The sequence below is a fragment of the Methylobacterium sp. 391_Methyba4 genome (assembly GCF_029691625.1).
Classification (GTDB): Bacteria; Pseudomonadota; Alphaproteobacteria; order Rhizobiales; family Beijerinckiaceae; genus Methylobacterium; species Methylobacterium fujisawaense.
The window spans coordinates 1842477-1867958 of the sequence record NZ_CP121475.1 but is presented as its reverse complement, the minus strand read 5'-3'; the positions used below and the strand labels follow the sequence as shown (position 1 = coordinate 1867958).

The 25482-nt window shown below is 73.0% G+C and carries 23 protein-coding genes and 1 tRNA gene; 8 read left to right on the top strand and 16 right to left on the bottom strand.

Annotated features, from left to right (window positions below; genetic code table 11):
- Positions 1–18: 18 nt before the first annotated feature.
- Both glgX and P9K36_RS08815 read right to left on the bottom strand, forming a co-directional pair.
- Positions 19–2139 (bottom strand): glycogen debranching protein GlgX, encoded by a 2121-nt coding sequence (gene glgX, locus P9K36_RS08820; RefSeq protein WP_182592908.1) that lies wholly within the window; start codon positions 2137–2139, stop codon positions 19–21.
- Between the two features lie 54 nt (positions 2140–2193).
- Positions 2194–3615 carry a trehalose-6-phosphate synthase gene (locus tag P9K36_RS08815; RefSeq protein ID WP_043389425.1) on the bottom strand — a complete coding sequence of 474 codons (1422 nt, stop codon included), beginning with the start codon at positions 3613–3615 and terminating at the stop codon, positions 2194–2196.
- A 392-nt stretch (positions 3616–4007) separates the two neighbouring features.
- Here P9K36_RS08815 and P9K36_RS08810 point away from each other — a divergent pair, with 392 nt between their 5' ends.
- The 4 genes from P9K36_RS08810 to P9K36_RS08795 all read left to right on the top strand — a co-directional run bounded on the left by P9K36_RS08810 (position 4008) and on the right by P9K36_RS08795 (position 6260).
- Positions 4008–4529, top strand: a complete 522-nt coding sequence (locus P9K36_RS08810; protein ID WP_043352818.1) for a hypothetical protein — start codon at positions 4008–4010, stop codon at positions 4527–4529.
- A 4-nt stretch (positions 4530–4533) separates the two neighbouring features.
- Complete coding sequence (locus P9K36_RS08805) at positions 4534–4947, top strand: phage holin family protein (RefSeq protein WP_043389422.1); 414 nt, start codon at positions 4534–4536, stop codon at positions 4945–4947.
- A gap of 5 nt (positions 4948–4952) precedes the next feature.
- Positions 4953–5324, top strand: coding sequence for a DUF3618 domain-containing protein (locus P9K36_RS08800; RefSeq protein ID WP_170861816.1), 372 nt, complete (start codon positions 4953–4955; stop codon positions 5322–5324).
- A gap of 105 nt (positions 5325–5429) precedes the next feature.
- A complete protein-coding gene (locus P9K36_RS08795) occupies positions 5430–6260 on the top strand; it encodes a hypothetical protein (protein WP_043352824.1) in 831 nt (276 codons plus the stop codon).
- A 112-nt stretch (positions 6261–6372) separates the two neighbouring features.
- On the opposite strand, the gene P9K36_RS08790 is transcribed toward P9K36_RS08795, so the two are convergent.
- From P9K36_RS08790 to P9K36_RS08780, 3 genes are all read right to left on the bottom strand, one after another.
- On the bottom strand, positions 6373–7890 hold the full coding sequence (locus P9K36_RS08790) for a malonyl-CoA synthase (RefSeq protein WP_278306916.1): 1518 nt from the start codon (positions 7888–7890) through the stop codon (positions 6373–6375).
- A 132-nt stretch (positions 7891–8022) separates the two neighbouring features.
- Positions 8023–9432 (bottom strand): malonyl-CoA decarboxylase, encoded by a 1410-nt coding sequence (locus P9K36_RS08785; RefSeq protein WP_043389412.1) that lies wholly within the window; start codon positions 9430–9432, stop codon positions 8023–8025.
- A gap of 248 nt (positions 9433–9680) precedes the next feature.
- Positions 9681–9872, bottom strand: a complete 192-nt coding sequence (locus P9K36_RS08780; RefSeq protein ID WP_043352836.1) for a hypothetical protein — start codon at positions 9870–9872, stop codon at positions 9681–9683.
- Positions 9873–10203: 331 nt separating this feature from the next.
- Between P9K36_RS08780 and P9K36_RS08775 the strand changes: the two genes are divergently transcribed.
- Positions 10204–11379: an MFS transporter gene (locus P9K36_RS08775; RefSeq protein ID WP_043389410.1), complete on the top strand. Its 1176-nt coding sequence runs from the start codon at positions 10204–10206 to the stop codon at positions 11377–11379.
- On the opposite strand, the gene cobD is transcribed toward P9K36_RS08775, so the two are convergent.
- Positions 11372–12391: a threonine-phosphate decarboxylase CobD gene (gene cobD, locus P9K36_RS08770; protein ID WP_278306915.1), complete on the bottom strand. Its 1020-nt coding sequence runs from the start codon at positions 12389–12391 to the stop codon at positions 11372–11374. The two genes, P9K36_RS08775 and cobD, sit on opposite strands and share 8 nt — an antisense overlap.
- Here cobD and cbiB point away from each other — a divergent pair.
- Both cbiB and P9K36_RS08760 read left to right on the top strand, forming a co-directional pair.
- On the top strand, positions 12383–13378 hold the full coding sequence (gene cbiB, locus P9K36_RS08765) for an adenosylcobinamide-phosphate synthase CbiB (RefSeq protein ID WP_278306914.1): 996 nt from the start codon (positions 12383–12385) through the stop codon (positions 13376–13378). The two genes, cobD and cbiB, sit on opposite strands and share 9 nt — an antisense overlap.
- Before the next feature lie 80 nt (positions 13379–13458).
- Entirely contained in the window at positions 13459–14373 is a 915-nt protein-coding gene (locus P9K36_RS08760; protein WP_111474035.1) for an NAD(P)-dependent oxidoreductase, read from the top strand.
- A gap of 7 nt (positions 14374–14380) precedes the next feature.
- Here the strand turns inward: P9K36_RS08760 and P9K36_RS08755 are convergent, their stop codons facing one another.
- From P9K36_RS08755 to cobU, 5 genes are all read right to left on the bottom strand, one after another.
- A complete protein-coding gene (locus P9K36_RS08755; RefSeq protein ID WP_043389407.1) occupies positions 14381–14605 on the bottom strand; it encodes a hypothetical protein in 225 nt (74 codons plus the stop codon).
- A gap of 52 nt (positions 14606–14657) precedes the next feature.
- The gene (locus P9K36_RS08750) at positions 14658–16004 is read right to left on the bottom strand and encodes an MFS transporter (RefSeq protein WP_043355965.1); all 1347 of its coding nucleotides are present in this window, start codon (positions 16002–16004) and stop codon (positions 14658–14660) included.
- A gap of 77 nt (positions 16005–16081) precedes the next feature.
- On the bottom strand, positions 16082–17524 hold the full coding sequence (locus tag P9K36_RS08745; protein WP_278306913.1) for a cobyric acid synthase: 1443 nt from the start codon (positions 17522–17524) through the stop codon (positions 16082–16084).
- Between the two features lie 23 nt (positions 17525–17547).
- Positions 17548–18150 carry a cob(I)yrinic acid a,c-diamide adenosyltransferase gene (gene cobO, locus P9K36_RS08740; RefSeq protein ID WP_053609835.1) on the bottom strand — a complete coding sequence of 201 codons (603 nt, stop codon included), beginning with the start codon at positions 18148–18150 and terminating at the stop codon, positions 17548–17550.
- Positions 18147–18689, bottom strand: coding sequence for a bifunctional adenosylcobinamide kinase/adenosylcobinamide-phosphate guanylyltransferase (cobU, locus tag P9K36_RS08735; protein ID WP_182592913.1), 543 nt, complete (start codon positions 18687–18689; stop codon positions 18147–18149). The genes cobO and cobU overlap by 4 nt, the downstream gene beginning before the upstream one ends.
- 118 nt (positions 18690–18807) lie before the next feature.
- Here cobU and P9K36_RS08730 point away from each other — a divergent pair.
- A tRNA-Glu gene (locus tag P9K36_RS08730) sits at positions 18808–18883 on the top strand.
- Positions 18884–19222: 339 nt separating this feature from the next.
- Here the strand turns inward: P9K36_RS08730 and P9K36_RS31020 are convergent.
- From P9K36_RS31020 to P9K36_RS08705, 5 genes are all read right to left on the bottom strand, one after another.
- Positions 19223–19396, bottom strand: a complete 174-nt coding sequence (locus P9K36_RS31020; protein ID WP_306307448.1) for a hypothetical protein — start codon at positions 19394–19396, stop codon at positions 19223–19225.
- A 314-nt stretch (positions 19397–19710) separates the two neighbouring features.
- Entirely contained in the window at positions 19711–20103 is a 393-nt protein-coding gene (locus tag P9K36_RS08720) for a DUF305 domain-containing protein (RefSeq protein ID WP_043389390.1), read from the bottom strand.
- A 25-nt stretch (positions 20104–20128) separates the two neighbouring features.
- Positions 20129–20494, bottom strand: coding sequence for a hypothetical protein (locus P9K36_RS08715; protein ID WP_043389384.1), 366 nt, complete (start codon positions 20492–20494; stop codon positions 20129–20131).
- 19 nt (positions 20495–20513) lie between these two features.
- A complete protein-coding gene (locus tag P9K36_RS08710; RefSeq protein WP_274927613.1) occupies positions 20514–23663 on the bottom strand; it encodes an efflux RND transporter permease subunit in 3150 nt (1049 codons plus the stop codon).
- Between the two features lie 11 nt (positions 23664–23674).
- Positions 23675–25408 (bottom strand): HlyD family efflux transporter periplasmic adaptor subunit, encoded by a 1734-nt coding sequence (locus P9K36_RS08705; RefSeq protein ID WP_278306912.1) that lies wholly within the window; start codon positions 25406–25408, stop codon positions 23675–23677.
- Positions 25409–25482 lie beyond the last annotated feature (74 nt).

Here is a 25482-nt window from a genome sequence, read left to right as displayed (position 1 = left end):
CGCGGGGGGCTCCTGTCCCTAGCGTTCCGGCACCCAGCCGCCCCGGTTTCCGGTCTCCGTCCCCGGCGCGGTGAGCACGAGGACCGTGCGGCCCGGCAGCGGCACGGCGGCCCCGGACTCAACGGCCGGCGTGCCGGGCGCGCGGGCGCCCGCGGGCTCGCCGGTGTCGAAGACCGGCGTCCAGGGGCCGCCCACCACCGGGGCGAGGCGGAACGGGACGGCGCCCTCCCCGGCGTTGAACAGCATCAGGAGGCGGTCGCCCGGATCGCCGTCATTGCCGATCTGCATGCCGAACACCTGGAGCCCGTCGTCGGACCAGTGGCGGCCCTCCATCTCGGTGCCCTCGGGGGAGAGCCAGTGCACGTCGCGCAGGGGCTCGTCGGGATCGATCAGCGCGCCGGTGAAGAAGCGCCGCCGCCGCAGCGCCGGCTGGGCCCGGCGCAGGGCCAGCAGGTTGGCGACGAAATCCGTGAGGGCGGGATCCGGATCGACGCTCCAGTCCATCCAGCTCGTCGGGTTGTCCTGGGCATAGGCGTTGTTGTTGCCGCCCTGGCTGCGGGAGCGCTCGTCGCCCATCAGCAGCATCGGCACGCCCTGGGCCAGCATCATGGTGGCCAGCATGTTGCGCTTCTGGCGGGCGCGTAGAGCCAGGATCGCCGTGTCGTCGGTGTCGCCCTCGACGCCGTAGTTGCGGCTGACGTTGTGGTTATGGCCGTCGCGGTTGTCCTCGCCGTTGGCTTCGTTGTGCTTCTGCTCGTACGCCACCGTGTCGGCCAGGGTGAAGCCGTCGTGGCTGGCGATGAAGTTGACGCTGGCCAGCGGCGAGCGACGGGACGGGGCGAACACCTCCCGTGAGCCGGTCAGCCCCTGCGTGACCTTGGCGAGCGTACCGGAATCCCCCTTCCAGAAGCCCCGCGCGGCGTCGCGGAACTTGTCGTTCCACTCGCTCCAGCCGCGCGGATAGCCGCCGAGCTGGTAGCCCCCCTCCCCGATGTCCCAGGGCTCGGCCACCATCTTCACCCGGGCGAGGACCGGATCCTGCGCCACCGCCTGGAAGAAGGCCGCCTGCGGGGTGAAGGCGAAGGGCGCGCGCCCGAGGCTCGAGGCCAGGTCGAAGCGGAAGCCCGCGATGCCGTAGGCGGTGACCCAATGGCGCAGGGAATCCAGCACGAGCTGCATCACCCGCGGATGGCTCGCGTCGAAGGTGTTGCCGCAGCCGGTGCAGTCGATGGTGCGGCGCGGGTCGGCGGGATCGAGCTTGTAGTAGCTGGCGTTGTCGATGCCGCGGAACGACAGGGTCGGGCCGGTGTGGTCCCCCTCGGCGGTGTGGTTGTAGACCACGTCGAGCCAGGTCTCGATCCCGGCGGCGTTCAGCTCCCGGATCGCCGCCTTCAGGCCGCCCAGTCCGCCCTCCCCCAGGTAGCGCGGCTCCGGGGCGAAGTAGCCCAGGGGCTGATACCCCCAGAAATTGACGAGCCCCTTCTCCACCAGGAAGCGGTCGTCCGCGAAGGCGTGGATCGGCAGCAGCTCCAGGGCGGTGACGCCGAGCCTGACGAGGTGCGCGATGATCGCCGGGTGGGCGAGCGCCCCGTAGGTGCCGCGCTCCGCCTCGGGGATGTCGGGATGGGTGCGGGTCAGCGCCTTGACGTGCGCCTCGTACACCACCGTCTCGGCCAGCGGCCGCCGCACCGGCGTGAGGGCCAGATCGGGCACCTCCGGGGCGGTGACCACGCATTTCGGCATGTAGACCGCGCTGTCGCGCCGGTCGATCCGGTCCTCGCGCCCGCCCCGGCGATGGCTGTAGAGCGCATCGTGCCAGCGGATCCGGCCGCGGATCTCCCGGGCGTAGGGGTCGAGGACGAGCTTCGAGGCGTTGAACCGGTGGCCGGACGCCGGATCCCAGGGGCCATGCACCCGGTAGCCGTAGAGCTGGCCCGGCAGCACGCCGCGCAGGTAGCCGTGCCAGACGTCGTCGGTCCGGCAGGGCAACCGCACCGTGCGGGTCTCGTGCCGCTCCCCCGCCTCGAACAGGCAGACATCGACCGCGGTGGCGTGCTCGGAAAAGAGGGCGAAGTTGACGCCGCGCCCGTCGAAATGGGCGCCGAGCGGCGCCGGCACCCCGTCATCGACGGCGATCATGTGGGGCGTCCGGTCACACGGGGGACTGCAGGCGGAATCAGCGGGCTGCGCCGGCTATTCGGCGGCCGCGGCGGCGGTGGGGGCCTCGCGCTCCATGGTGCGGAAATTCTCGAGCTCCGCCAGGAAGTTGCGCGCCCACCAATCGACGTCCTCGCGGGTCATGCGCTCGACCATCGGCTTCCAGCGCGCCACACGCTCGGCCTTCGGCATGTAGAGCGCGGCCCGGATCGCCTCTGCCACCTCGAACCGGTCGTAGGGGTTAATCAGCAGCGCCTCGGGCAATTGCCGGGCGGCGCCGGCGAATTTCGACAGGACCAGAACCCCCGGATCGTCCTCGGACTGGGCGACCACGTATTCCTTGGCGACGAGGTTCATGCCGTCGCGCATCGGCGTGACGAGGCCGACCCGGGCCGCCCGGTAGAGGCCCGCCAGCACCGGGCGCGGATAGGCCTTGGTGATGTACTGGATCGGCGTCCAGGCCGGGTCGCCCAGCGAGCCGTTGATCTCGCCGACCTTCTCGTTCACGTCGCGCGAGAGCTGCTCGTATTCGGGCACCTCGCTGCGGGATTTCGGCGTGATCTGGATGTAGGTGACGTTGCCGCGCTGGTCGGGATTCGAGGCGAAGAAGCTCTCCACCGCCTCCATCCGCTCGGGCACGCCCTTGGAATAGTCGAGCCGGTCGACGCCGATCAGCAGCTTGCGGGTGCGCAGGCCCGCGATGGTCTCGCGCACGACCTTGTTGGCGTTGGCTTTCTCGGCCGCCTCCTTGAAGCCCGCGACGTCGATGCCGATCGGGAAGGCGCGGATCCGCGTGCGGCGGCCATCCACCATCAGCGAGCCGCCGCCCAGCGGGATCGCCCGCTGGGTATCGACGAGGTTGCGCTGCAGGTTCTGCACGTCCGCCTCGGTCTGCAGGCCGATCAGGTCGTAATCGACGATGGCACGCAGCAGCTCGCCGCTCGCCGGCAGCGAGTTGAACACGTCGGCGGCGGGCCAGGGGATATGGTGGAAGTAGCCGATCGGGTTGTCGAGCCCGAGGCCGCGCAACTCGGCGGCGAGCGGCAGCAGGTGGTAATCGTGCACCCAGATGATGTCGTCGGGCTCCACCAGCTTGGCGAGCGCCCGCGCGAAGGTCCGGTTCACACGGCTGTAGCCGGCATAATCCGAGCGCGAGAAGGCGCCGAGCCCCAGCCGGTAATGCATGATCGGCCACAGGGCGCGGTTCGCGAAGCCGGCGTAATATTCGAGGTGGTCCTGCGGCGAGAGGTCGACGACCGCGTACTGGACCCGGCCCCGGTCGATCAGCGTCGGCTCCTCGGAGGGCTCCTCGGAGATGGTGCCGCTCCAGCCGAACCAGAGCCCCTCATAGGCCGTGAAGGCCTCCTTGACCGCGACGGCGAGGCCGCCCGCCGCCACCGCCTTGCCGCCCTCTTCCGGGATGGCGACGCGGTTCGATACGATCACAAGGCGTGCCACGCGGGTCGGCTCCGGATCAGGGGCGCGGCCGGCCGCGCCTGCATCGAGACTTCACTAACATGTCAGAACGCGCGGGGGGCCTGCGCGATCCTTTGTTGCTTGTCAGGCAACCCAAGCGTGAAGCCGGGCGCGGGTCAAGTCGAGGCCCTACCGTTCCGGGACAGGGGGGCCGCTCCGTCCCGATCGGGCGCGTTGTGCAAGCGTGGCGGTTCTGGCAGATCGTGCCTGAACGTGGAGTGAGCGGTGCCGCCCGTCCCGTCGGAGCCCGAGCGCAGATCGGAACTGTGCACCGGGACCGGAACCCGTGACAGCCGAGTCGGTTACTCAGCCATCGCGGGGCTCGCGGTCGCCGCGAGCGGCTCCGTACCCGCGCCGCGAGGAGTATTTTCGAGATGGCCGGCAACGAGTTACCGCAGGGCGCCCCCGTGGACCCGGTTGCGGATCCGCACGGCGCGGCGCCGCACACCGCCGCGGAGGAGCGTGCCCAGTGGCGCGCCCTGCAGGGCGATGTCGAGGGGCTGGCCGACGTGGCGGCCGAACGCGGCCGCGGGCTGCTCGACGCGGCCCGGCTGCAGGCCCAGACCTATGTCGAGCAGCGCAAGAGCGATGCGGCCCAGTCGGTCCACGATCTGGCCCAGACGATCCGCAATTCCGGCCGCGACCTCGGCGACAAGCCGAACGTGCGCGCCTTCTTCGACAGCGCCGCCGACGGGCTGGAGCAGCTCGGCTCCTCCATCGAGCGCCGCAGCCTCGGCGACTTCTACAGCGAGGCCGAGGCCTTCGCCCGGCGGGCGCCGGTGGCGGTGGCGGTGGGCACCTTCGTGGCCGGCCTGATCGCCGCCCGCTTCATCAAGTCGTCGAGCCTGCCGCCGGAGGCGCCGGACGGCGATGCCCGCGACAGCTTCCGGGCCTGACGCCATGACGCACGGCTCCGACCCGCGCCAGACCGGCGCCTCCAGCATCCAGAGCCTCATCGGCGATGCCCTGCGGGAGACCAACGAACTCGCCCGCAAGGAGATCGCGCTGTTCCGGGCCGAGATGGCCGGCAACATCCGCCAGCTCATCGTCGGCCTCGCCTGCATGGTCGGCTCGGCGGTGTTCGCCGTGGTCGCCCTGCTGGTCCTGATCGGCGCCTTCGTGAAATGGCTCGCCACCATCGTCGGGTCCGAGTGGCTCTCGGCCCTGATCGTCGGCGGCGTGCTGCTGGCCCTCGCCCTCGGGATGGCCCTGTGGGCGCGCAGCGTCCTGTCCCTCTCGACCCTGGCCCCGAAGCGCACCACGCGCCAGGTCCGCCAGGATGCCCAGGCCCTGTCGGAGCGCGTGTCCGGATGAGTACGATGAACGACCTCGAGAAGGAGATCGAGGAGAGCCGCGCCCGGCTCGACGACACGATCGACCGCATCCAGGGGCGGCTCTCGGTGCCGAACCTCGTGGACGAGATGCTGGGCAATGCCCGGCGGGTGCCGGCCCTGAACAGCACCTACGACTCGGCCCTGGAGGCGGTGCGCCGCAACCCGGTGCCGGTGCTGCTGATCGCGGCCGGCGTCGGCCTGCTGTTCAACCGGATGGCGCGCGACGCCCAGCGCCGGCGCACCGAGGTCTCGGCGGAGCGCGTGCCCACCCTGAACACCGGCGCGGCCCGCGGCTACGACCCCGACCTGCCGACCGCGCGCCCGGCCCGCGATCCGCTGGACACGACCGAGATCTGACGACCGGGCGGGGCCCGGACCGAGAAACCTCCCGCGCCCGGCCGGACGGCCGGGCAGACCGGCGCCGAAGGCGGGCTGCCGGGACCGACATTCGAGGACACCGCCATGACCGACAAGCCGGGTACCCCCGCCACCCCCTCCAGCATTCCCGAGCCGCGCCCCGGCGAGGCGCCGCCCCACGGCGCTCGGGACGGGAGCCTGCGGCCCGATCCGGCCGGTCTCGGCGACCCGCGCGGGATCCCCGGCGCGGCGGCGGGGGACTTCACGCTCCGGCCCGACCCCCGCGGGCTGCACGACCCGCTGCCGCACGGCGCCGCGCCCCTCTCGGCCGGCGGCCATTCGAGCGGCGGCGCCACCGGCGCCTCGCGGGTGGACGCCGCCTCCGCCACCGTGAAGGAAGGCGTCCAGGCGGCCGGTGACCGCGCCGCGGACCTCGCCGGACAGGCACGGCAGACGGTGTCGGACTTCGCGGACGATGTCGGCAACCGTCTCGGCGGCGCCGCCGATCAGGCCCGCGACCGCGCGGCGTCCGCCTACGACGAGGTCCGGGAGCGGGCCGGCACGCTGCGCCGGCGCAACATGCGGGCTCTGGACGACCTGACCACCCAGGGTATCGACGGGCTCAACCGCGGCCGCACCGCCGTCGAGCGCTTCGTGGACGACAATCCCCTCCTCGTCGGCGTGGTCGGCGTGGCCGCCGGCCTTCTGCTCGGCGCGCTGCTGCCGCGCACCCGCCAGGAGGATCGGAGCATCGGTCCCTGGGCCGACGAGGTCCGCGACCAGGGCCTGCGCTACGCCCGCGAGGTGACCAGCATCGGCCGCGACTTCGTCCAGACCGCCCTCGATCCGGACAACCTGAACGCGGCCGCCCGCAAGGTGGTGGATCCGGACAGCCACACGCCGCCGGAGGGCGAGCGGAAGGAGCACAATCTCTGATCCGCGTTCCGGATCGGCGCCGTCGCGTTACGCCCGCACCGTCATCCCGCCGCGCGCGACGACGGTGCGGCCGAATTCCCGATCCGCCGGTCCCTGCCGGCGGATCGGATCGTCAGTCCCGGTAGAGCTCCACATGCGCGTCCCGCAGAAGATTCTTCTGCACCTTGCCCATGGTGTTGCGCGGCAGCTCGCTCACGAACAGGACGCGCTTGGGGCACTTGAACCGGGCGAGCCGGCCCTCCAGGGCGGCCTGTACGCCGGCCTCGTCCGGGCATCCCGGCCCCCCCACCACCACGGCGGTGACGGCCTCGCCGAAATCGGGATGGCTCAAGCCGATCACCGCGGATTCGACCACGCCCGGCAGCGCGTCGATCTCGGTCTCGACCTCCTTGGGGTAGACGTTGAAGCCGCCTGAGATGATCAGGTCCTTGCCGCGCCCGACGATGTGGACGTAGCCCCGGTCATCGACCTTGCCGAGGTCGCCGGTGATGAAGAACCCGTCGGCCCGGAACTCGGCCGCGGTTTTCTCGGGCATGCGCCAGTAGCCCAGGAACACGTTCGGGCCCTTCACCTCGATCATGCCCACCGCGTCCGGACCGAGGGCCGCGCCGGTTTCCGGATCGACCACCCGCAGGGACACGCCCGGCAGGGGGAAGCCCACCGTGCCGGCGACCCGGTCGCCCGCATAGGGGTTCGAGGTGCTCATGTTGGTCTCGGTCATGCCGTAGCGCTCGAGGATGGCGTGGCCGGTACGGGCCTGCCACGCGCGATGCGTCTCGGCGAGCAGCGGCGCCGAGCCCGACACGAACAGGCGCATGCCTCCGGCCGCCTCCGGCGTGAGGCCCGGCTCCTTGAGGAGGCGGGTGTAGAAGGTCGGCACGCCCATCAGCACGCTGGCCCGGGGCATCAGGCTCAGGATCAGCTTCGGGTCGAGGCGGGGCAGGAACAGCATGGAGCCGCCGCTCGCCAGCACCGTGTTGGTCGCCACGAACAGGCCATGCGTGTGGAACACCGGCAGGGCGTGGATCAGCACGTCGTCGGCGGTGAAGCGCCAGAAATCGACGAGGGTTCGGGCGTTCGAGGCGAGGTTGTCGTGGGTCAGCATGGCGCCCTTGGAGCGCCCGGTCGTGCCGGAGGTGTAGAGGATCGCCGCGAGATCCTCCGGGCCCCGGGGCACGTCGGCGAAGGCGCTCCCCGCATCCCCGGCCCGGTCCGCGGCCTCGGCGGCGCTGCCGCCGCCCGCCCCGTCGAGGGTCCAGATCCGGCGCACGCCCGCGGCGGCCTCCGCCAGCGCGTCGCGCCGGCCCGGGTCGCAGACGAACACGGCGGGCTCGGCGTCGTTCAGGAAGTAGCCAATCTCCGCCGGGGTGTAGGCGGTGTTGAGCGGCAGGAACACGGCGCCGGCCCGGACCGCGCCGAGATACAGGAAGATCACCTCGGGGCTCTTCTCGACCTGCACGGCCACCCGGTCGCCGGTCTCGACGCCCGCCGCCCGCAGGGCCGCCGCGTAGGCGCCGGAGCGGGCGATCAGGTCCGCGTAGGAGTATCGGCGGCCCTCAGGGGTCTCGATCACGGTCTTGGCGGGATCGGGGACGCCGTCCCGCACCAGGGAGAAGAGGTGGTTCGTCATCGTGAGGCTAGAGCTGTCGCGGGACCTGTCTGTCTGACGCACCCATAACCGCCCGGAGGGCCTTCCGGCGAGCCCTTTCCGGTGGCGCCCCGCGGCCCGGCGGTGACAGGCGGGCCCCGACCGGCCCGGATCCTACGCCTCGGCCAGCACCACGGCCCGCGGCGGCGGCAGCTTGGCGCGCAGCTCACGGGTCACCGCCGGCGCGGCCACCACGGTGCCGAGATTGGCGTAGGTCTCGTGGTTCCGCTCGATGGCGGCGAGGTCGTAGAGGTAGTTGACCATCAGGCCGTGCGACTGGGCCAGACCCTTCTTCGAGGTGTCGCCCAGGAAGTTGATGCGGTCGAGGCGCGCGCCGTTGCCGAGGTGGAACCGGGCCACCGGGTCGAGGGGGCGGCCGCGCTCGTTCTTGGCGCGCAGGAAATAGGCCGCCGCCGCCGGGATCAGCGCCCGGCGCACCGTCTCGGCCCGGGCCTTGTCGGCCGGCCAGTTCGGGTCGTCCAGCGCCCGCAGGACCTCGACATCCTCGGGCAGCAGGCCCTGCGGGCTGTCGGCCCGGCGCTCCCGCGCCAGCCACGCGGCGAAGCCCGGCACCGGCGACAGCGTCACGAAGGTCTTGAGCGTCGGCACCTCGCGGGTGAGGTCCTCGACCACCTGCTTGATCAGGAAATTGCCGAAGGTGACGCCGGCGAGCCCCTTCTGGCAGTTCGAGATCGAGTAGAACACCGCCGTGTTGGCCGCCTGCGGCTGCAGCGGCTTGCGCTCCCGCGACAGGATCGGGGCGATGGCCGGGGCGATCTGGTCGGTGAGCGCCACCTCCACGAAGATCAGCGGCTCGTCGGCCAGCGCCGGGTGGAAGAACGCGAAGCAGCGCCGGTCCGGCGGCTCGATGCGGGCGCGCAGGTCGTCCCAGTCGGCGATGGCGTGCACCGCCTCGTAGCGGATGATCTTCTCCAGGATATGGGCCGGCGTCGTCCAGTCGATGTGGCGCAGCACCAGGAAGCCGCGGTTGAACCACGAGGCGAACAGGTGCTCGAAATCGCTGTCCAGGCTGTCGACGGCGTCCATCAGGGCGGGGTCGGCCTCGTCGCCGGCGCGCAGCGCGCGGCGCAGGTCGAACAGGTCCTCGCGCATCCGCACGAGGCTGAGCGTGCCGCCGCGGGCGAGGTTGAGGCGGCGGATCAGCTCCTGGCTGCGCGGCTCGGCGGCCTCGTGCAGGCTGCCGAGGCGGGCGCGGGAGGGGGCGGCCCGGTAGGCGGCGATCGCCTCGTCGACGGCTTCGTGGTCCGCATCGAAATCGAGGGCGATGGCCCGCAGGAAGGCGTGGCGCTCCGCCTGCCCGAAGCTGGCGTAGCGGTCGAGGATCAGGCGGGCGAGCGCCACCCCGGAGGCCTCGCCGCGCCGGGAGATCAGGTCCTCGCACAGCTTGACGAGGTCGCCCGCGCTGGCCCGGGACGTCATGTCCCCGCGCCCGATGCCGATCAGGTCGCGGCCGCGCTCGCTGATGGTCTGAAGCAGGTCGCCGAAGAAGGAGATCGCCGCCATGACCCTTGCACTGACCCCCGTCGACCCGGATTCGAGACGCTTCCGGCCCCGCGACGCCGGCTCGTCGGACGGGCGCGTGCGGATCCGGCAGCCGCCGCCCACTCCGGGGCGGCTCGCTCAGCGTCCCGATCCGCCCGCCATTCTACGGCGCCGCGGCCGCCGCGACCAGAGCTTGACCGGCCCGAACGGCGCGCTCCCAGCGTGCGGGAGCGGCACGAAGGTCGTGTGACGATCCCGGGGCGGGTGCGTCAGAGCTGTTCGGCGACGGTGGCGAGGTCGGCCCGCTCCCGCCAGTCGCCGACGCCGTGCTGGCGGGCGAAGCGGAGTTCGGCGGCGCGGCGGGCGCGCTCGGGATCGCGGGCCCGCGTGATCGCCACGGAGCCGACCGTGAACGGTACCCCGAGGATCTCCTTGGCAAAGTCGATGCGGTAGTTCGGCATCCCGTACTCCCTGCTGCGGCGGTTCCGGCCCCGTTCATCCGGAACGAAACCGCCCTCTCGTTCGTAATCCGGTTCGGAACCTCTATCGGCTCGACGCCCGGTGCATGGCCTGCGGCGCCCGCTCGCGTGCGGACGGCGCCGGCTGCATCTTCCGCATATGGGGCGCCCTCGGTTCCGGTGAAGGGGCCGGGGGCGTGCCGGCAGGGATGCATCGCCGCAGCTTGCTCCACCGCACGCTCCGCCCGTATCGCTCGCGGCCCGGACCTCTCCCGCACACGGACCCGACCATGGCCCTTCCGCGGCGGCGTGCCTGCCTGCCCCCGACCCAGCCGTGACCACGACGCTCGACGCGAAGGCCCGGCTCGGCCTGACGCTGATCGCCGGCGGAGCGGTCGCCAACATCTACTACAACCAGCCGCTGCTCGGGCTGATCGTGGCGGAGTTCGGCGACCGCGCCGCCCTGTGGGTGCCGACCACGGCGCTCGTCGGCTACGGGCTCGGCATCGTCGGGCTCGTGCCCCTCGGCGATGCCCTGCCGCGCCGCACCCTGATCGTGGGGCAATGCCTCGGACTCGCCCTGGCGCTGCTGGCGGTGGGCCTGGCCCCGAACCTCGCGAGCCTCGCCCTCGCCCACCTCGCGGTCGGGGTGCTGGCCAGCGCGGCCCAGCAGGCGGTCCCGTTCGCGGCGGAACTCGCCCCGGATGCGAGCCGCGGGCGGATTGTCGGCCAGGTCATGACCGGCCTACTCACCGGCATCCTGCTCGCCCGGACGGCGAGCGGCGTCCTGGGGGCGCATCTCGGATGGCGGCCGGTCTTCCTGGTCGCGTCCCTGCTGGCGCTCGCCATGGCGGCCATCGCCCGGGCCACCCTGCCCCACACGGTGCAGACGCACCCGCTGCGCTACCGCGCCCTGATGCTGTCGATCCTGCACCTCGCCCGCACGCAGCCGGTGCTGCGCACGGCGAGCCTGTCGCAGGCGCTGCTGTTTGCCGCCTTCAACGCCTTCTGGGCGACCCTGGCGCTGCTGGTGGAGGGGCCGCCCTTCGGACTCTCCGCCGCGGGCGCGGGGCTGTTCGGGGTGATCGGCGTCTGCGGCGCCTTCGTGGCACCCCTGTCGGGCCGCTTCACCGACCGGCGGGGCGCCAAGCCCGTGGTGCTCGGCGGCAGCCTGCTCGTGGCGCTGTCCTTCATGGTGCTCTGGGCCGGCGGGACGTGGTCGCTCGTCGCGGTGGCCCTCGGGGTGCTGCTGATCGACATCGGCATAAACGGCGCCCTCATCGCCAACCAGACGCGGGCCTACGCCCTGGTCCCCGGGGCGCGGGGCCGCATCAACACGGTCCTGTTCACGACCCTGTTCGTGTTCGGGGCGCTCGGCGCCTATGCCGGCTCGCAGGCGTTCCTGCTGGTCGGCTGGGCGGGAGTCTGCGCGGTGGGCCTCGCCTTCTCGGCGCTGGCCGTGATCGTGGCGGCGCGCGATCCGCATCCGCCCGGCGTGCGGTCTACCTGAGGACCCGCGACAGACGGCACCACGCCGCCTTCCCGGCCGGCAGGCCGAAGCGGAGGCGCTCCGGGCGATCCGCGAAGCGCCGCACCGCGATCCCGGCCGCCGCGAGCCGCCGGTAGAGGTCGGGCCCGTCGGAAAAGTCGGCGGTCCGGAACAGGCTGGTTCCCCCGACGATCCGGCCGCCGCCCCGGGCGATCATCCGGTCGAGGCGGGCCGCGTCCGCGGACCGCGCCGCCGCGGCCTGCGCGCGCCAGCCCGCATCCGACAGGGCGGCGCGCCCGATCGCCAGGGCCGGGCCCGACACCGCCCAGGGTCCGAGGGCCTCGGCGATCCGGGTCGCCGTGCCGGGATCGGCCACCGCGAAGCCGAGGCGCAGGCCGGCGAGCCCGTAGGTCTTGCCGAAGGAGCGCAACACCACGAGGCCCGGCGCCGCGTGTGGGCTCAGGCTCTCCACCGGCTCCAGATCCGCGAAGGCCTCGTCGGCGATGAGCAGGCCGCCCCGCTTGCCGAGGGCCGCGGCCAGGGCCCGGCGCTCGGCCAGGGGCAGGGTCCGCCCGTCCGGGTTGTTGGGATCGACGATCACCGCCACCCGGGCCTCGCCGAGGGCATCGAGCTTCCGGATCTCCGTCACCGCGTGCCCGGCGCGCGCCCAGGCGGCGGCGTGCTCGGCATAGGTGGGCCCGAGCACCGCGACGCGGGTCGGCGCCATCAGCCGGGGCAGGGTCTCGATCAGGATCTGGGTGCCGGGGGCGGGCACGACATGCGCGGCGTCCGGCGCGCCGTAGGCCGCGGCGGCCGCCGCCCGGAGCGCCCCGAGCTCGGCGGCCTCGGGCAGCCGCGTCCAGGCGCTGGCCTCCACCGGCGGCACGGGGTACGGGACCGGATTGATCCCCGTCGAGAGGTCGAGCCAGGGCTCCGGCGCGTCGGGAAAGGCTTTGCGGAGTCCGCCGAGATCGCCGCCATGCGCGATCGGGGCGACCTCACGCGTGGGAACGCTCCACACCGAATGGTCCATCTGCCCGGTACGTTTGCCGACACGCTTGCCGTCCTCGCCGTCGCCCTCGGGATCGAGGCGGCGGCCGGCTATCCCGACGCGCTCTACAGGGCGGCCGGTCACCCTGTCACCTGGATCGGCCGGCTGATCGCCGCCCTGGAGCGCGGCCTCAACCGCGGCTCCGCGCGGCGGCGGCGGATCGCCGGCTGCGCCGCGCTGGCCTGCCTGCTTGCCGCGGTGGGCCTGCCGGCCCTCGCCCTCACGGTGCTGGCGGGATTGGCCGGCCCCCTCCCCGCCCTGCTCCTTCTCGGCCTGCTCTGCGCGAGCCTGCCGGCGCAGCGCAGCCTGCACCAGCACGTCGCCGCCGTGGAGAAGGCCTTGCGCACCGGCGGCCGGGAGGCCGGGCGCCGGGCGGTGGCGATGATCGTCGGGCGCGACCCCGAGCGCCTCGACGAACCGGCGGTCTGCCGCGCCGCGATCGAGAGCCTGTCGGAAAACTTCTCCGACGGGATCGTGGCGCCGGCCTTCTGGATCGGCGGCCTCGGCCTGCCGGGGGGCGCCCTCTACAAGGCGATCAACACCGCCGACAGCATGATCGGCCACCGGACGCCCCGCTACGAAGCCTTCGGCTGGGCTGCGGCGCGGCTCGACGACGGGGTGAATCTGCCGGCCTCCCGGCTCGCGGGCCTGCTGATCGCCGCGTCGGCGCTCCTGCGCGGCGCCGACGCGCGGGGCGCGCTCCGGGCGATGGCCCGGGACGCGCGCCGCCACCGCTCGCCCAATGCCGGCTGGCCCGAATCCGCCATGGCCGGGGCGCTTGGCCTGCGGCTCGCGGGACCGCGGGTCTATGACGGCACCCTCGTCCCGGACGCCCATATGGGCGACGGGCGGGCCGAGGCCACGGCCGACGACATCGCCCGGGCGCTGACCCTGTACCGGACGGCCTGCTGGCTCCAGGGCGGGCTCGTGCTGGGGCTGCTCGCCCTGTCCCTGGCGCTGGCGGGCTGACCCGTCCGCCCCGGCCGACCGGGCCTTGGCACGGCCCGCGCTCCCGACGCATCGTGACGGGACCGGACAGGGAGACCCCGATGCGCGCGGTGTTCGTGGATGCCAACGAGACCCTGGCGGCGGTGGCCCGGCGGCTGCTGCGGCCGGACGACCCGCCCTTCGCGATCCACGCCGATCCCGGCATCGCTCCGCAGGACCTGCCCGGCCTCCTGTCCGGGGCGGAGATCGCCGTGATCGACCACACCGCCCTCCCCCGCGCGGTGGCCCGGGCCTGCGGGGGCCTGAGGCACGTGGTGTTCCTCGGCACCGGCGCCCGCAGCTACATGGACCCGGAGGCCCTCGCGGCCGAATGCGGGATCACGGTCCACACCATCAAGGGGTACGGCGACACGGCGGTGGCCGAATGCGCCTTCGCGCTGATGTGGGCGGCGGCCCGCGGGCTATCCGAGATGGACCGGGCGATGCGTGCCGGCACCTGGCTGCGCCGCGAGGCGGTCCAGCTCACCGGCAAGACGGTCGGCCTCGTCGGGTTCGGGGGGATCGCGGCCGAGATGGCACGGCTCTGCCGGGGCATCGGCATGCGGGTGCTCGCCTGGAACCGGACGCCCAAGGCGCATCCGGACGTGACCTTCGTGCCGCTGGAGCGGCTGCTCGCCGAGAGCGACGTGGTCTCGCTCCACCTGCTCCTGACCGACGAGACCCGCGGCTTCCTCTCGGCCGCGCGCATCGCCGCGATGAAGCCCGGCGTCCTCCTGATCAACACCGCCCGCGGGGCCCTGATCGACGAGGCCGCCCTGGTCGAGGCCCTGCGCAGCGGCCGCGTCGCGCAGGCCGGGCTCGACGTGTTCACGGTCGAGCCCCTGCCGGCGGACCACCCGCTGGTGTCCCTGCCCGCCGTCACCCTCTCGGCGCATTCGGCGTTCCGGACGCCAGAGGCCAGCGACAACCTGATCGGCGCCGCCCTCGATCATTGCCGGCGGATCGCCGCCGGCTGACGGAGCCTCAGTGCTCGGTGCCCGGCATGTTCGGCCGCGGCGTGCCGCCGTGCTGGTGGATCAGGTTGGAGCGTTCCGGGCTGCCCTTGGCGTCTGCGACCTGCTTCCGGGCTGCGGCGGCCAGGAACCAGATGCCGCCGAGCGTCCCGAAGGCGAGGATCATAAGGGGAAATCCCTGGCTCATCGTGTAGTCCTCCTCGACGCTGTCCCGCGGGATGCGGTCCTGCATCATCCTGCCGGGCGATCCGGCTTGAGGAAGGATAACGCACGGATCCGGCCCGTGTTCAGGCCGGACGTGCCCCATTCGGCGCCGCCCGCCGCGCCGCGTCCCGGCGCAGGGCGGAGAGCACCACGAACATCAGGCCGGCGCCCACGGCGAGGCAGGCGGCCAGGAACAGCATCGGCACGAGGTCGCTCCGGGTCTGGTCGCGGATGAACGGCACCGCGTTCTGGGCGACGAAGCCGCCGAGATTGCCCACCGAGTTGATCGCCGCGATCCCGGCCGCCGCCGAGGCGCCGCGCAGGAAGGTCCCGGGCATCGACCAGAAGACCGGCTGGGCCGCGAAGGTCCCGGCGGCGGCCACGCACAGGCAGGCGAACTTCACCGCGTTGCCCGGCAGGACGACGGAGAGCGCGAGGCCCGCCGCCCCCACCAGCGCCGGCCCGACGACGTGCCAGGTCAGGGCATTGCCCTGCGCGCCCGTGCGGGCGGCGTGGCGCGGCACCCACCAGAGGGCGACGGCCGTGGCCATCCAGGGGATGATGTTGAGGAAGCCGTTGGTGAGGTTCGAGACGCCGAAGCCCTTGACCACGGTGGGGAGCCAGTAGCCCAGTCCGTAGGCGGCGAGCGGCAGGGAGACGTAGACACCGGCGAGCATCAGCACCCGCCGGTCGAGGAGCGCCGCGAAGGGGTTGCCGTGGTCGACATGGCCGCCCTCCTCGCGCTCGGCCCGCAGGGTGCGGGCGAGCCAGTCGCGCTGCGCCTGCGACAGCCAGGGCGCCGTCTCGGGACCGTCCGGCAGGACCACCAGCACCACCGCGGCCATGAGGATCGCCGGCGCGCCGGTGGCCAGGAACACCCATTGCCAGCCCTGGAGGCCGAGGAGCCCGTCGAGGCCGAGCAGCGCGCCGCCGACCGCCGCGCCCACCGCGTTGGCCACCGCGCTGGCGATCATGAACCAGCCGATCATCCGCGCCCGGTGTCCTTGCGGGAACCACAGGGTCAGGGCGAACAGCACGCCGGGGAAGAAGCCGGCCTCCGCGGCGCCGAGCAGGAAGCGGAGCACGTAGAACATCGCCGTGCCCTGGGTGAAGCCCAGCAGGACGGTGACGATCCCCCAGGTGATCATGATCCGGGCGAACCAGATCCGGGCGCCGACCCGCTCCAGGAAGACGTTGGCCGGCACCTCGAACAGGAAGTAGCCGAGGAAGAACAGCGAGGCCCCGAGCCCGTAGGCGGTCTCGGAGAGGCCGAGGCTGCCGACCATCTCCAGCTTGGCGTAGGAGACGTTCTGCCGGTCGATATAGGCGATCAGGTAGAGCAGGCCGAGGAGCGGCATCAGCCGCAGCGTCACGGTGCGGACGGTGCTCGCGCCGAGATCCTCCCCGACGGGGGATTGCGTGGGGGGCATGGGGCGTTCCTCTGGCGCGTGCGGCCCTTCGTGGCGGGACCGGCATTACACAGAGTAATCCCTGGCGCGGCCCGCGCCTACCGGGCAAGCGCCAGGAGGCGGTCGCAGTCGACATGGGCCGCGATGTGTCGCGCGAGGCCGTCCAGCGCCGCCTCGACCCCGGCCTCGTAGCCCGGGCCGTCCGAGGCCGTCCCGAGGCGCGCGAGCCAGGCCGCCCGCTGGGCATCGTGGGCGAACAGGCCGTGCACGTAGGTGCCGGCCACGCGCCCGTCCGCCGAGACCGCCCCGTCCAGGCGCCCGTCGGCGAGGCGCAGGAGCGGCCGGGCGGCGTCGGGGCCCTCCGTCGCGCCGATATGCATCTCGTAGCCGGCAAAATGAACGCCGTCCGGCAGGCTCGTGCCGGTGACCGCCGCGAGGCGCTTCTCGGGGGTCATGACGGTGTCGACGTCGAGGAGCCCGAGGCCCGCCACCGTGCGGGGCGCGCCCTCGATCCCGTGCGGGTCGGCGAGGCTGTTGCCCAGCATCTGGTAGCCGCCGCACAGGCCGAGCACCCGCCCGCCCCGGCGGATATGGGCGCGCAGGTCGACGTCCCAGCCCTCCTGGCGAAAGGCCTCCAGGTCGTCGATCGTGGTCTTGGAGCCCGGCAGCAGCACGAGGGCGGCCTCGGCGGGGATCGGCGTGCCGGGCCGGACCAGCACCACCGACACGCCGGGCTCCGCCCGCAGGGGGTCGAGGTCGTCGAAATTGGCGATGCGCGGCAGCACCGGCACCGCCACCGTGACGGCTCCGGGCCCGCGCGATTCCGAGCCGGCGAGCCCCAGCACGTCCTCGGCCGGCAGGCGCGCGGCATCGGGGAAGTGCGGCACGAGGCCCAGAGCCGCCCAGCCGGTGCGCTCGGCGATCAGCCGCATGCCGTCGGCGAACAGGCTCGGATCGCCGCGGAAGCGGTTGACGAGGAAGCCCGCGATCAGGGCGGCGTCCTCCGGGTCGATCACCGCCTTGGTGCCGACGAGGCTCGCGATCACCCCGCCCCGGTCGATGTCGCCGACCAGCACCACCGGCGTGTCGGTGGCCCGGGCGAAGCCCATATTGGCGATGTCGCCGGCCCGCAGGTTCACCTCTGAGGCCGAGCCCGCGCCCTCGACGAGGACCAGATCCGCCTCCCCGGCGAGCCGGGAGAAGCTGTCGAGGACGGCCGACATCAGCCGGGGCTTCCAGGCCTGGTAGTCGCGCGCCTTCACGGTGGCGACCATCCGGCCCTGCACCACCACCTGGGAGCCGACCTCGCTCTGCGGCTTGAGCAGGACCGGGTTCATGTGGACGGAGGGCGCCACCCGGGCGGCCCGGGCCTGGAGGGCCTGCGCGCGGCCGATCTCGCCGCCATCGGCGGTGACGGCGGCGTTGTTCGACATGTTCTGCGGCTTGAACGGCCGGACCCTTAAGCCCCGCTCCGTGAAGGCGCGCGCCAGCCCCGCCACGAGCAGCGACTTGCCGACATCGGAGCCGGTGCCCTGGATCATCAGGGCCTTTGTCCGCGGCGGGCTCAGAACTCGATCCCTTCCTGCGCCTTCACGCCGGCAGCGAAGTGGTGCTTGACGCTGCCCATCTCGGTGACGAGGTCGGCGGCCTCGATCAGGGCCGGCTTGGCGTTGCGGCCGGTGACGACCACGTGCAGGTCCGGCCGCCGCGTGCGGAGGGCTTCGACGACGGCGTCGAGGTCGAGATAGTCGTAGCGCAGCGCGATGTTCAGTTCGTCGAGGACGAGCAGGCGGATCGTCGGATCGGCCATCAGGCCGGCGGCGACGTCCCAGGCGTGGCGGCAGGCGGCGATGTCCCGGGCCTTGTCCTGGGTCTCCCAGGTGAAGCCCTCGCCCAGGGTGTGCCACACGACCCGGTCGCCGAAGGCCGCCACGGCGTGGCGCTCGCCGGTATCCCAGCCGCCCTTGATGAACTGCACCATGCCGACCCGCCAGCCGCGGCCGAGCGCCCGCAGCATCAGCCCCAGCGCCGCCGTGCTCTTGCCCTTGCCCGGACCGGTATGGACGAGGAGCAGGCCCTTCTCGAGGGTCTTGGCGGCCACCTCGGCATCCTGGACGGCCTTGCGCTTCTCCATCTTGGCGCGGTGGCGGGCGTCGTCGTCGCTCATGCGGAGGCTCCTGCGGTGGGGGCTTGCGGCTTCACGACCAGCGGCAGGCCGGCCACGGTGAGCACGACCCGGTCGGCCCGGGCGGCGAGCTGCTGGTGCAGGCGGCCGGCCGCGTCGCGGAAGCGGCGGGCGAGGGCGTTGTCGGGCACGATCCCGAGCCCGACCTCGTTGCCGACCAGCACCACCGGGCCGGGCGCGCCGGCGCAGGCTTCGAGGAGGCGCGCCGTCGCAGCGTCCAGATCGGCCTCGGCGAGGATCAGGTTGGTGAGCCAGAGCGTGAGGCAATCGACCAGGACCGGCCCTTCGGACGCGGCGACCGCCTCCGGCAGGGCGAGCGGCACGTCGCGGGTGCGCCACGCCCCGGCGCGCCGGGCGCGGTGCTGGGCGATGCGCGCGACCATCTCGTCGTCGAAGGCCTGCGCGGTGGCGAGATACAGCCACGGGCCGGGGCAGGCTTCGATCAACCCCTCCGCGTAGGCGCTCTTGCCGGACCGCGCCCCGCCGAGGACGAGGGTCATGCGAGGGGGGGATTGGGGCATCCGTCCTCCATCGCCCCAACCCGGCCCGCGGTCAAACCTGGGTCCTGTGGCACCAGTGCCGCGCATGAACGGTTGCCGGGCGTCTCCGGTCCGACTATAGAACCCCGGCCTAGCCAGAGCGCCCTTCGTCTAGCGGTCCAGGACGTCGCCCTTTCACGGCGAAAACACGGGTTCGATTCCCGTAGGGCGCGCCAGCACATTCAAGCCCGTAGCTGAAGGTGCTGGTGCGGCTCACATGGCTGTTTCACACCGTTCGCTCAGACCGTGCCAGGCCATGGATGCCAGCCCATGGACCCGCGAGTGATGCCCGTTCGGCACGTGAGGGGCGTACGCGGCCCGCTCGGAGGCTGACCGTCCCGTGGTGGTGCGCCTCCAGCGTGGCGTGCCGCCCGCGGAAGGGGCCTCAGTCCACGGCGAGCGGGCGCCGACGGGCCGGACCACATGCCCCACGCGTCTCAGCCGGGGGGCCGGATCGCCGGGTTGAAGAGCCGCAGGGAGCGGCCGGCCCCGCGGGAAGAGGCCGACGACCCCGCTCACGGGGGCATCGCCAGCATCCGGACCGCCAGGGCGACCATCATCACGCTCTCGGTCAGCGCGACGAAGCCGGGCGGCACCGTGCTCGCCCCGCCGGCGCAGGCGCACTCGATGTCGCGCCCTTCGAGGTCGACCGCCTTGAACACCGCGTTGGCCGGCACGGAGGTCGGCATGTTCGGGCGTGGGCCGCCTTGCCGAGACGGCGCTGCAGGTCGTCGATGAAGGTCCGGGGCGTCGGTTTGACCGGGGGCTCGTCCTCGAGGCGTTCGGCCTCATCGCGGGCCGTGAGCCTGCGGTCCTCGACCGCGAAGCCCCCGCATTCGCGCAGGTCCTCGGCCTTCAGGCCGGAGGGACAGAGGCGCTCGGAGGGGGCCATGCGGTGGAGCGTGGCCTTGCGGGCGGCATGCATCGGTTGCCCCTGGACAGGCGCGGGTGGAATCGGGACGCGGGCCGGGCGCCCCTGTCGGCGGCCCGGCCCCGGCGGCGACTACCGGCCGTGCCGCTTCAGCCACGCCTCCATGTCGGCGATCTCCGTGGTCTGGTCGGCGATGATCTTCCGGGCCATCGCCTGCGTGGCGGGGTCCCGGGCGTATTTCAGCGCGACCTCGGCCATGGCGACCGCGCCCTTGTGGTGCGGGATCATGTGCGTGCGGAAGTCGACGTCGGGGTCGCCGGTGTAGGGGACGTCCATGTCCCTCATCATCGTCTGGTCGGCGGCCTTGAACGCCCGGGTCGAGGCGTCGTCCTTCGGGTCCGGCTTCATCGATCCCCTCCCCTGGCCGGACATGGAACCGTGGTCGTGCAGGCCCTGTGCGCGGGCGGTGCCGGCGAGGCCTGCGGTCAGCAGGGCGGCGGCGAGGAGGGTCCGGGCGACGGTCATGGAAGAGATCCCTTCGGTGGTCGGTTCAGTTGAACTTGCCGCTGACGGTGGCCCCGTCCGGGGCGGCGAGCTGCACGGCGCCCTTCGGGCGGTCGCCGAGCGCCGCCGGGGCCTTCCCGGTCAGGCGGTTGCCGTCGGCCGGCTCCAGCGGCACGCGGGCGGGCTTGCCGCCGGCCACGAGGATGGCCGTGCCCCTGAAACCCGCGACAGGGACCGGCGCCTGCGTGCCGTCCGACACGTAGACGTCGACGGTCTCGCCCCGGGTGACGAGTTCGACGTGGAAGTCGCCGGCGTCGGCGACGCGCCCGCCGTGCCGGCCCGCAGTCTCGTGGGCGTCGGCGGCGGTTGCGGCCAGCAGGCCGGCGGCAAGGGTCAGGCTCGGTCGGATCATGCGCGTGTCTCCTCGGGGGTCAGTACGCCTCGGCCGGGCGCGGGGGCGTGCCCGACGGCGATGGGTGGGCCGGGGCTTCGGCGTGGAGGGCGCGCAGCCGTTCCAGCGACGTGCGGCCGAAGCGCAGGAACAGGACGGGGGTCAGGACGGTGTCGAGCAGCGTCGCGCTGACGAGGCCTCCGAAGATCGTCACCGCCACCGGGTGCAGGATCTCCTTGCCGGGGCTCGCCGCATCGTAGAGCAGCGGCACCAGCGCGACGCCCGCCGAGAGCGCCGTCATCAGCACGGGGGTCAGCCGCTCCAGGCTGCCGCGCACCGCGAGGTCGGGCCCGAACGGCACGCCCTCGTGCAGCGACAGGTTCAGGTAGTGGCTGATCTTCAGGATGCCGTTGCGCGCGACGATCCCGGTCAGCGTGATGAAGCCGATCATCGACGCCACCGAGAGCGGCTGGCCCACGAGCCAGAGGGCGGCCACCGAGCCGATGAGCGCCAGCGGGACGTTGCCCATGATGATCAGGGCGAGTGCGGCCGAGCGGTAGCGGCTGAACAGGATGGCGAAGACCAGGGCCAGGGACAGCGCGGAAAGCGCCGCGATGGTCCGGCTCGCCTCCTCCTGCGCCTGGAAGGTGCCCTCCAGGCTGGTGAAGAAGCCGGGCGGCAGCGGCTCCTTGGCCACGGCCTCGCGGATGGCCGCCACCACGGTCGCCATGTCGCTTGCGCCGTCGGTGTTGGCCTGGACGACGATGCGGCGGCGGGCGTTCTCGCGCAGGATCTGGTTCGGCCCGTCCGTCTCGCGGATGTCGGCCACCTGCCGCGCCGGCACCCAGCCCGACGGTGTCTCCAGGAGGAGATCGCCCAGCCCCGCGGTCGTCCGCCGGTCCTCGGACAGGCGCAGCACCACGTCGAAGCGGCGCACGCCATCCACGATCGTCGAGACCACCCGCCCGTTCGACAGGCGGCTGATCTGCTCGACGATTGCGGCCGGCTGAACCCCGTAGAGGGCCGCCCGGGTATAGTCGACCCGCACCTCCAGCTGCGGGATGCGCACCTGCCGCTCGACCTGCAGGTCGGCGAGGCCCGGAATCGCCGCCAGCCGGTCGCGCAGGGCGTTGGCCACCCGGCGCAGGCCGTCGAGGTCGTCGCCGAACACCTTCAGGGCGATCTCGGCGCGGACGCCCGAGAGCATGTGGTCGAGCCGGTGCGCGATCGGCTGGCCGACATTCACCGCCACCGGCAGGGCGGCGAGGCGTCCGCGGATGTCGGCGACGAGCGCCTCCTTCGGACGCGCGGCGTCCGCGTCGAGGGCGACCTCGATCTCGGAGGCGTGGACCCCCTCGGCGTGCTCGTCGAGTTCGGCGCGGCCGGTCCTGCGGCCCACCGCCTTCACGCCCCGGATGTCGAGGAGCAGCCGCTCGGCGATGAGCCCGACCCGGTCGCTCTCGGCGAGGGAGATGCCCGGGCGGAACGTCATGTTGACCGTGAAGGAGCCCTCGTTGAACGGCGGCAGGAAGGCCCGGGGCAGGTTCCAGGCGGCCACGCTCGCGGCCGCCACCGCCACGGCGACGGCGCCGACGAGCCGGCCCTGGTGCCGGAAGGCGGCCCCCAGCAGGGCGGCGTTGGCCCGCTTGAGCAGGGCCAGGAAGCGGCTGTCGTGTTGCTCCAGGTTCCTGAGCCCCGGCAGCAGCAGGGAGGCCAGCACCGGGGTCAGGGTGATGGAGGTGAGCAGGCTCGCCAGGATGGAGATGATGTAGGCCTGCCCCAGGGGGGCGAAGAGCCGGCCCTCGATGCCCGACAGCGCGAAGAGCGGGACGAAGACCAGGATGATGATCAGCGTCGCGTAGACGATGCCGGACCGGACCTCGTTCGAGGCCTCCACCACCACCTGGAACACGCTCTTCGGGTTGCCGGCCTTCCGGTTCTCGCCGAGCCGGCGAAAAATGTTCTCGACGTCGACCACCGCGTCGTCGACGAGTTCGCCGATGGCGATGGCGAGGCCGCCGAGCGTCATCGTGTTGATGGAGAGCCCGAACAGGTGGAACACCGCGGCGGTCGTCAGCACCGAGACCGGGATGGCGAGCAGCGAGATGGCCGTGGTCCGGACGTTCAGCAGGAAGGCGAACAGCACCACCGCCACCACCAGTACCGCCTCGACGAGGACGCCCTCGACGTTGCGGATCGAGGTCTCGATGAAGTCGGCCTGCCGGAACAGGATCCGGTCGGCCCGGATGCCGGCCGGCAGCGTCGGCGCCATCTCCTTCAGGGCGGTCTCGATCCTGCGGGTGAGCCGCACCGTATCGACGTCGGGCTGCTTCTCCACCGAGACGATGACCGCGGGCTTGGCCATGTACCCGGCGTCGCCGCGCTTCACCTTCGCGGCGAAGGAGACCTCGGCAACCTGGCGCAGGGATACGGGCGCGTCGTTGACCGTCGCGACCACGAGGTTGCGCAGGTCGTCGAGGCTCAGGGTGCGGCCGATGTTCCGGATCAGGTACTCGCGGGCGTTCTGGTCGGTGAAGCCTCCGCCGGCATTCGTGCCGAACTGCGCGAGCGCGGTCTCCAGCTGCGCGTTGGTCACCCCGAGCGCGCGCATGGCGGCCGGGTTCGGGCCGATCCGGAACTGGCGCACCTCACCGCCGATGGGGATGACCTGCGCGACGCCCGGAATGGTCAGCAGCCGCGGCCGCAGGGTGAAGTCCGCGACCTCGCGCACCTGCATCGGGCTCGCCGTCGCGCTCGTGACCGCCACCAGCAGGATCTGGCCCATGATGGAGGAGATGGGGGCCATCACCGGGGTCACGCCCCGGGGCAGCTGGTTCTGCACCAGCGCCAGACGCTCCGCGACCTGCTGGCGATTCCGGTAGATGTCGGTGCCCCAGTCGAACTCGACATAGGTGATGGACAGCCCCACGCCCGAGACCGAGCGCACCCGGGTGACGCCCGGGAGTCCGTTCATCCGGGTCTCGATGGGGTAGGTGACGAGCTGCTCGACCTCCTGGGGGGCGTACCCCTCCGCCTCCGTCATGAGGGTGACGGTCGGCTTGTTGAGATCGGGGAAGACGTCGACCGGCAGCTTGGTGGCGGCGAAGGCGCCGTACAGCACCAGCGCCGCGGCGAGCGCGAGGACGAGCAGGCGGTTGCGGACCGACTGGCCGACGAGGACGGTGAACATCGCGGGCCTCCTCAGCGCACTTGGTCGAGGAGTTCGGCACCCTGGGTCACGACCCGCCGGCCGGGCCCCATCCCCTCGGCGACCAGCACGCGGCCGCCGTCGAGCGGCTCGACGCGCACCGGCCGCGCCTCGAAGCGCTCGGCGGTGGTGTGCTCGTAGACGACGTCCTGCCCGTTGCCGGTCCGCACGACCGCCGCGCGCGGCAGGGCCAAGCCCGCCTGCTCGCGGTCCGTCCCGGCGAGCACGGTGACGAACTGCCCGACGCGCAGGCCCGACGCGTCGCCCTGGACCGCGAACTGGACCGGGATGGCCTGGTTGCGGTCGGCGAGCCCCGAGCCCTGGTAGGCGAGCGTCAGGAGCCGGCCGTCGGCGAGCCGCGCCGTGGCGTCCTGCGCCGCCGTGAGGGCATCGAAACTCAGCGCCTCGACCCAGAGGCGGTTCGGGTCGACGATCTGGAAGACCATCTGCCCGGGGCTCGCCATCTGCCCGGCGACCGCCGCGGCCTGCGCGACCACGCCATCCACCGGGGAAACCAGCGGCTCGGGCTCCCGGCGGATCCGGTCGAGGGCCGCGCGCCGGTCCTGCAGGCCCTTGAACTCGGCCAGGGCGTCGTCGAGCTGGGTCTGGGCCACCGCCCCCGTCAGGGCGAGACGCCTGTAGCGGTCGACCCGGCGCTCGACGATGGAGATCTGCTGGTCGAGGTCGCCCTGCGTCTGGCGCATGTCGGAGAGGTCGACGGCCTGGATCGGCGGGGTGACGGTGGCCAGCACCTCGCCCCGGCGCACCCGGGTGCCGAGGCGGGGAAACAGCCCCGAGGCCGGAGGCGAGAGGCGGCCGCCGACCGAGGATTGCACGACGCCGCTCGCATTCGGATCCGGGATGATGCGGCCGGGGAGTTCCACCGCGCGGTGGAACCGGCCCTGCTCGGTCATCGTCGTGCGCAGAACCAGCAACCGCTGGGTGGGCTTGGGCACGAAGACGGAGCCGTCGGGCAGGCGCTGGGCGAGATCGGAGGATCCGGACGGGCGCGGCTCGGTCAGGGCGGCACCCTGCACGGCCGGGCCGTGGTCCTCGTCGCCATGCGCGAAGGCGGCCGTGCCGAGGACGAGGGTGATGCCGATGGCGAGCAACGCCACCGCCGGGACGCTGCGGCGCCCGCGTGCGAGCCCGGTCACCAGCATGCCGAGCAGGAAGGCGACGACGACCGCGCCGACCCGGGTCGGATCCTTCTGCCCGAGGCGCGCGCGAACCCCCTGGGCGACCTCGGACACGCGCGACAGGGCGGCCCGCCCCGGTGACGGCTCGGCGGGCGCCGCGGCCGCCCGGCCGGAGGGGTCCGGCACGGCGACCGCGACGGTCAGGACGTCGACGTCCCCGCCCGCCGTGACGGTGGCGACGAATTCGTGCCGGCCGGGCGCCGACATCCACGGGGCCGTGAGCGCGTAGCCGCCCTCCGGCGTGGCGGTCGCGGTCTTCGGGCCGTCCGGCGTCTCGACATCGATGGTTGCGCCGGTCACCGGCTCGTTCGTCCGGAAGCGGTCGAGGAACAGCGTCAGGGTGCCGTCGCGCGGGACGGCGACCAGTTCGAAGGTCTCCGAGAGGGCCTCGCCGCGGGGGGCGATGGTCTTCGAGACGGGCGGCGGGGCCGCGCCGTGGTCATGGCCCTCATGGGCGAGCGCGGATCCCGCCAGAACGGCGGCAAGCGGCGCCATCGCGCCCAGGGCGGCGGCAAGACGGGTCGACATGGAAACGGTATTCCTCGCGGTGGGGATGCCGGGCGCGGCCGTTCGCGGGCGCAGCTCGGGCGTCGCGCGCCTCG

What these genes read in the sequence shown, in the direction of transcription:
- P9K36_RS08745 (WP_278306913.1), bottom strand. Translation starts at nt 17,524, where the DNA reads ATGATCCAGGGCACCGGCTCCGATGTCGGCAAGTCGCTGCTCGTGGCG.
- P9K36_RS08705 (WP_278306912.1), bottom strand. Translation starts at nt 25,408, where the DNA reads ATGTCGACCCGTCTTGCCGCCGCCCTGGGCGCGATGGCGCCGCTTGCC.
- P9K36_RS08760 (WP_111474035.1), top strand. Translation starts at nt 13,459, where the DNA reads ATGCGCGCGGTGTTCGTGGATGCCAACGAGACCCTGGCGGCGGTGGCC.
- cbiB (WP_278306914.1), top strand. Translation starts at nt 12,383, where the DNA reads ATGGTCCATCTGCCCGGTACGTTTGCCGACACGCTTGCCGTCCTCGCC.
- P9K36_RS08710 (WP_274927613.1), bottom strand. Translation starts at nt 23,663, where the DNA reads ATGTTCACCGTCCTCGTCGGCCAGTCGGTCCGCAACCGCCTGCTCGTC.
- P9K36_RS08800 (WP_170861816.1), top strand. Translation starts at nt 4,953, where the DNA reads ATGAACGACCTCGAGAAGGAGATCGAGGAGAGCCGCGCCCGGCTCGAC.
- P9K36_RS08805 (WP_043389422.1), top strand. Translation starts at nt 4,534, where the DNA reads ATGACGCACGGCTCCGACCCGCGCCAGACCGGCGCCTCCAGCATCCAG.
- cobD (WP_278306915.1), bottom strand. Translation starts at nt 12,391, where the DNA reads ATGGACCATTCGGTGTGGAGCGTTCCCACGCGTGAGGTCGCCCCGATC.
- P9K36_RS08795 (WP_043352824.1), top strand. Translation starts at nt 5,430, where the DNA reads ATGACCGACAAGCCGGGTACCCCCGCCACCCCCTCCAGCATTCCCGAG.
- P9K36_RS08780 (WP_043352836.1), bottom strand. Translation starts at nt 9,872, where the DNA reads ATGCCGAACTACCGCATCGACTTTGCCAAGGAGATCCTCGGGGTACCG.
- P9K36_RS31020 (WP_306307448.1), bottom strand. Translation starts at nt 19,396, where the DNA reads ATGCCGACCTCCGTGCCGGCCAACGCGGTGTTCAAGGCGGTCGACCTC.
- P9K36_RS08715 (WP_043389384.1), bottom strand. Translation starts at nt 20,494, where the DNA reads ATGATCCGACCGAGCCTGACCCTTGCCGCCGGCCTGCTGGCCGCAACC.
- P9K36_RS08755 (WP_043389407.1), bottom strand. Translation starts at nt 14,605, where the DNA reads ATGATGCAGGACCGCATCCCGCGGGACAGCGTCGAGGAGGACTACACG.
- glgX (WP_182592908.1), bottom strand. Translation starts at nt 2,139, where the DNA reads ATGATCGCCGTCGATGACGGGGTGCCGGCGCCGCTCGGCGCCCATTTC.
- cobU (WP_182592913.1), bottom strand. Translation starts at nt 18,689, where the DNA reads ATGCCCCAATCCCCCCCTCGCATGACCCTCGTCCTCGGCGGGGCGCGG.
- P9K36_RS08790 (WP_278306916.1), bottom strand. Translation starts at nt 7,890, where the DNA reads ATGACGAACCACCTCTTCTCCCTGGTGCGGGACGGCGTCCCCGATCCC.
- cobO (WP_053609835.1), bottom strand. Translation starts at nt 18,150, where the DNA reads ATGAGCGACGACGACGCCCGCCACCGCGCCAAGATGGAGAAGCGCAAG.
- P9K36_RS08750 (WP_043355965.1), bottom strand. Translation starts at nt 16,004, where the DNA reads ATGCCCCCCACGCAATCCCCCGTCGGGGAGGATCTCGGCGCGAGCACC.
- P9K36_RS08785 (WP_043389412.1), bottom strand. Translation starts at nt 9,432, where the DNA reads ATGGCGGCGATCTCCTTCTTCGGCGACCTGCTTCAGACCATCAGCGAG.
- P9K36_RS08810 (WP_043352818.1), top strand. Translation starts at nt 4,008, where the DNA reads ATGGCCGGCAACGAGTTACCGCAGGGCGCCCCCGTGGACCCGGTTGCG.
- P9K36_RS08720 (WP_043389390.1), bottom strand. Translation starts at nt 20,103, where the DNA reads ATGACCGTCGCCCGGACCCTCCTCGCCGCCGCCCTGCTGACCGCAGGC.